6 protein-coding genes are annotated in these 4,943 nt (G+C 59.3%); 1 reads left to right on the plus strand and 5 read right to left on the minus strand.

Annotation, left to right across the window (positions count from 1 at the left end; all coding sequences use genetic code 11):
* The first annotated feature begins 1,559 nt into the window (after positions 1 to 1,559).
* Positions 1,560 to 1,757 (plus strand): hypothetical protein, encoded by a 198-nt coding sequence (locus ACP7A5_RS17765; RefSeq protein WP_426043135.1) that lies wholly within the window; start codon positions 1,560 to 1,562, stop codon positions 1,755 to 1,757.
* 111 nt (positions 1,758 to 1,868) lie between these two features.
* Here ACP7A5_RS17765 and ACP7A5_RS17770 read toward each other — a convergent pair whose 3' ends face one another.
* From ACP7A5_RS17770 to ACP7A5_RS17790, 5 genes are all read right to left on the minus strand, one after another.
* Entirely contained in the window at positions 1,869 to 2,051 is a 183-nt protein-coding gene (locus ACP7A5_RS17770; protein ID WP_426039375.1) for a hypothetical protein, read from the minus strand.
* A 40-nt stretch (positions 2,052 to 2,091) separates the two neighbouring features.
* A complete protein-coding gene (locus tag ACP7A5_RS17775; protein ID WP_426043136.1) occupies positions 2,092 to 2,739 on the minus strand; it encodes an SOS response-associated peptidase family protein in 648 nt (215 codons plus the stop codon).
* 165 nt (positions 2,740 to 2,904) lie between these two features.
* Positions 2,905 to 3,261, minus strand: coding sequence for a hypothetical protein (locus ACP7A5_RS17780; RefSeq protein WP_426043137.1), 357 nt, complete (start codon positions 3,259 to 3,261; stop codon positions 2,905 to 2,907).
* 506 nt (positions 3,262 to 3,767) lie between these two features.
* Positions 3,768 to 3,947: a hypothetical protein gene (locus ACP7A5_RS17785; RefSeq protein ID WP_426043138.1), complete on the minus strand. Its 180-nt coding sequence runs from the start codon at positions 3,945 to 3,947 to the stop codon at positions 3,768 to 3,770.
* 131 nt (positions 3,948 to 4,078) lie between these two features.
* Positions 4,079 to 4,943: S1/P1 nuclease (locus tag ACP7A5_RS17790; protein ID WP_426043139.1), on the minus strand; the 865-nt coding region annotated here is incomplete at its 5' end.

Raw genomic sequence — 4,943 nt, forward strand, 5'->3', positions numbered from 1 at the left:
ATCCCGAACTCGCCGCCTGACATCCGCCAAGCAGCCATCGTTAGACATCAGGAATGAGGGGTCCTTATTCGACGCCGATCACCCCGCTAACGGGGTTCCTTTTCCACGCCGATCCACACGCAGGGCGGTCTACAAATGACGCAAGAGGTGCACGCTTGCGGTCACCGGTTGAGCCCACCGTGGGTAGCGGACGTTTCTGTCAGAGTGGTATGCGAGCGAATGCTTCAGCTGACGCGACTCTCAGCGCGGTTCGCGCACGTCCACCTTCAGCCGCTTCTCGCCGGCGATCGATCCACCGTTCGCCTACCGCTCAGAAAACGTGGTCGAGGCCCTGGACCGGGCCTGCGGTCGCTTGGGCTGGGGACGGAACAACTAAAAAGATAAATCGTTTTTATGCCTCTAACCGAGGCCAAACCGATGCAGCGTAAATCTCAACTCACTTCTCCCTCGACAAAACGACTATCTCCGCTGCTCAATCAACGTTCGGTCGTAATGGCGGTCGTCGTGGTTCTTGCAGTGAGTATGACAGGGTTAGTCGAGTTTTTGTTTCGCGGCTGAATACAAGTCCCGCGAGTTGTCGATCGGCGCTCAACACGGGACCCTACCGAGCTCAAACTAACTTATTGAATTAGCCCAATTTCGGGGGGGATGCGGGGTCCCAAGAATGCCGATCCACTTGCGCGAAAACGTGCCTTTCTTGTGCTGGTTCAGCTACTTAAGGCCCGTTCGATGGGCTCCAACTGCGACGCCGATCCACACCCTTGGACTGCTGTCGACCCTTAGCTGACTCTTGTCGGGTCCGCTTTTGGATGGACATTAGTGCTCGGGGCGGGTTGAGGCGCTACTGCCGAGGCTATGAGCGCTACCAAGGTCGCTGTCGTTCCGAGCAGAAGCCCCCAGCCGATCAAACGGGGATGACGGTAGATGAAGGTGAAAACGTTGGCGGTCATGCGGGAATAGAGCGCGGAGGCGCTTGTATGTTCCAACCCGCGACACCTTTGCGGCGCGCGCGATGACCGGCCTAGCTGACGTGTGGACGGCCCATGGCGACGCCAGCGGACGTTTGCTTTGGGCATCGCGCCCATGGCTGCTGCCGACCCGTTACGGACACCCCTCGAGTTGGCGCGACCCTCCAGCGCTCGGCAGAGTGCCGGAATTGGCAAAGAAAAACCGCTGGTCAATGACCAACAAAAGTCTTTTTCAGGAGGGGCGGGGCGGGCTTCAATAGAAGCTGTCACCGGGCAACCAGCCCTGTCGCGTATCAGACGTCACCAACGGCCAGACAGCGCCTGTCCGCCAGCAACGCCGAACGGATTCAAGCAAAATATCTCATGATAGTTGGCTGCTTATGAGGCAATGACTCACGGGCGAAGCCAGTTGACGTAACGCCGATCTTGGGTAGTTTGCCCGCCGGGGTTCAGGCAAATCATTCGATGCTGAAATTTATCAGGCGACGCCTGTGCAGGCACGCGTGGTGGTGGTCGGAGCGGCCATAGCGCGAGGTCTGTCATCGCGGCGGCAAATCTCGCACGGCGCAATGACGAACGAGGGAGTGGGCGATGGTCATCAAACGTGAGCTTTCTCGCATCGGCGACCGACTGCTAACTGAAATTCGGTCCATCGGTGTCGACGGCCAAGTATGCAGCACCAGCTACGAGATAGACGGGCCGGAGAAACTGTCTTTCTCCGACCGGGCAGAGGCGGAAGCGGCCATGCGGGCAGACGCATCCAATGCGGCTGTGTTGACACCCGACTGATCCAGTTGCCTACCGTGATTATGCGGCGACGGGTTCGTGGAAGTCGAGATAGCCGTAAAGTCCGCATGCCACCCGTTTGAGACGTCCAGGACGTCCGCTTTTGGGTTGCCGCTATCCCGGCCAACGGGCAACGCCGAGGCAGACGAGCGCGGCGGCAAACACCAGTAGCCATCCATCGACCTTTGCGGCGTCTGGATGGACCGGCTTGCCGAGCTGCCGGCGGCGAATGCTCCAAAGGGCGAAGCTCATCCCCAGACCGCCCGCGATGATGTCGATGTCCGGCGACCAAAGCATCCGTGTTCGTGACACCTAATTCATCCGCCGGCACCCCAAATCAGATCACTGCAAGGGTGTCTGCCGCCAACGGCCGCTGAAGCGCCTTCGCCTCGTCCCATGGCGCGCGCATCCAAACGTCGCGCTCCTCCTCTGTCGTCAGGATCACCGGCATGGCCTTGCGGTGGTAGGTCTTCACGGGCTCGGCGGAGTCCGTCGTCAGGAAGGCGAACAGGTCGCAGGTCTCGGGGCCGGTCTTGATCTTGCGTACGCCGGACCACTGGAGAGCGTGAACCCCGGCGAAGAAGGCGAGCGGCTGATCCTCTGAGAGCGCAAACCAGACGTTCTTCCTCGTGCCCTGATAATCCTGATCCGGCTCGCTGAACGCGTTGAACGGGACGAGGCAGCGGTTCGCCGGTCCGAGCCAAGGAGCCCAGTGGGCGTTCATCCTGCCGGCCGCGTTCATGGTGTTGCGGACGTTGGTCACGCCTTTGTCTGGCTCGACCTCCAGATACCGCTTGAACGCCTCATCATCGATCACCTGACCTTTGGCGCGCAGCTTGTCGACCCGCTTCCCTGTCGCCTCGATCAGCGCCTTCTTCGAGGTCGGCATGCCCCATCGTGCCTTCGTCAGGATGCGCTCGCCGCCGTCGTCCAGGCGCACGATCGGGGCCTCGTAGTGTGGATCGGCGTCGAAATTGGACCCCATCGATAGGCAGCCTAGACGGTTGAGTTCGCTACATAAAAATAACTTGGCGCGCATACTGACTGGCGTCCGTCGGGACCCCGTATCGCTCCGAGATATTAAGCTCATTCAATATGTTGTTTCATACCGGGTGGCGTCCCGCCTTGCACGCCGATCAACATTCACGGGCTACGACGCTGACGACTTGCGGTCGGCGACTTCGGCCCTCCGAAGCATTTTGGCCGCCTCGCTGATAAGTTCCTGCCCGGCTGAGAAGGATCTCTTTTCGAGGACCATGCAGAAAAGCATGGCTACCTCGATTTCAGTGAGGGTGACCTTGCCGAAGTAGTTTCCATTCAAGCTCACATTCTCTGCGCCGAACTGGATTGTCACTTCGTGGCGGCAGCCAATGTGTCTGTCCATATGCGGATGGGCTGTCGCTTCTCCCAGATGGATTGGAACGGGTCCTTCTTTCGGCTGAACCTTGCTCGCACAAAGATACTTGGTGCCGTGGTTCTTGCCCCATCCCATCACACTGACTTCCATTAGACGGCTCCTGTGAGTGCGTTGACGGTATCGCGCTGCGGATGTCTCATAAATCGATGCAGGTTAGCTCTAAAGTTATCAACCGTGCGTGACCGCTCCGACGTCGATCCTTTAGAGAGTATTTGCCTTATAGAGCGGCCATCGGGTGTCCGCGCAGTCATTAAATAGTGCTTGGAACGCACCTCAAGAGTTACTACGGAGAATCCTTCATCTAAAGCGATATTGTGAAACTGTCTGGTTCGATTTGCTATTGTACGCTCCTTTTCTGAAGATACACTGTCACAAATGGCGCTTCTAAGTCAACAATGCTTACTAGTGTCGGATCTGTTATTAAAGAACCGCCAGCCGGCGGCTTCTTGGAAACGCAATATATGTTGAGCTTTCAACCGCGCATTTGACGCTCCAAATTACTGCGCGACAGGACCCATCCGGGTACGATTGCAGCGCCGACAGTCGATCGTCGCCCTGAGGGTGTGATCCTCCCTCACCTCCAACGGCGTCATGGCTCAGGGTCGCTTGCCGGCCGCCCAGTACATGCCGGCGCACAGCTCGGCGATGAAGGCCTTGTGCGCCTCAGGCGAGCGAATGATTTCGCGCGCTTGCTCAGGCGAGACCCGGGCGCTGGCCATCCGCTCCATCAGCCGGTGTTGATCGGCCGGGCGGGTCGGGAAAAGTTCTTGTTGCATGACGCTCTCCAGGTGCCGACGCCGGCTGGCGTTGTGACTCCCTGAGAGGGCGACACGCAAGTGAATGTTCTGCGTTTGTTCCGGTTATCTACAAGAACGACGCAAAGGCTGCGGGTCGCTCAGGAGAGTGGCTAGGCCGCCCGATTGATTGCGTTAGCCAGACGGACAGCCGCCCGGGCTATTTGCTGACGGACGATCGGCTTTGCTGCCTCAACATAGGCTTGCGTGATCTGTCCTCCGTCAGCGTCCGTCGCGCCACACGCCGGCGGGGACGCGAGGCTGGGATAGGCAACGGTTCGGCTGATCATGTAGCTCTCTATGGCCCAGTCGCTGATGGTCTGACCGGACCACGCCGATGCGTTCTGGGCCATCAAGGCGCGGACTGCGGGAAACTCTTCGTTGTTTGCACCAAGGGCGGCTGTGACGACGTCGCCGTCCCAGAGAGCATGCAGGTTGCGAGCGCGCCCGCCTTCGATCGTGGCGATAGTGACGCCGTTCCCGCCCCGGTCGCCGTTCTCCCCGACATGCAACGGCTGATGCAAATCCTCGATGAAGTGGGTGAGTTGTTCCAGGGCCAGAAGACGGGTCAGGTCCGAGGCCGACCGGTCGGAAAGGACCCGCTCCGCCCAGTCGATGCCGGCGGTGACGCAAGCGTTGTCAGCGCATTCGATGACGGGCGGGGTCGGTTCGCAGATCGGGACGTTCACATAGTGAAGCGGAGCCATGTAGTTGAAGCTCGCGACGCCTTGGCCTCGAACGCAGTCAGCCCAGACAGAAGCGTCTTCGAATGAAGTCACGGGGCATCGCTCTGAAGCCTCCTGCCCGGGCGAGACCGCAATGAGCCGGTCCACCAGTGTCTTCCCCGACGGGGTGAGGTTGTCCGCCGTCAGCGCCAATGAGACAGATTGAGGGTTCCGTTTAGAGGAGGATTTTGGTCTCGTCGTAGTGACGAAGGAACGAAGATGAGACCAAAATCCTTGCCCTTGAAGGCAACGC

Source organism: Brevundimonas sp. TWP2-3-4b1, from assembly GCF_049897665.1.
In the GTDB taxonomy this organism is placed as follows: Bacteria; Pseudomonadota; Alphaproteobacteria; order Caulobacterales; family Caulobacteraceae; genus Brevundimonas; species Brevundimonas subvibrioides_B.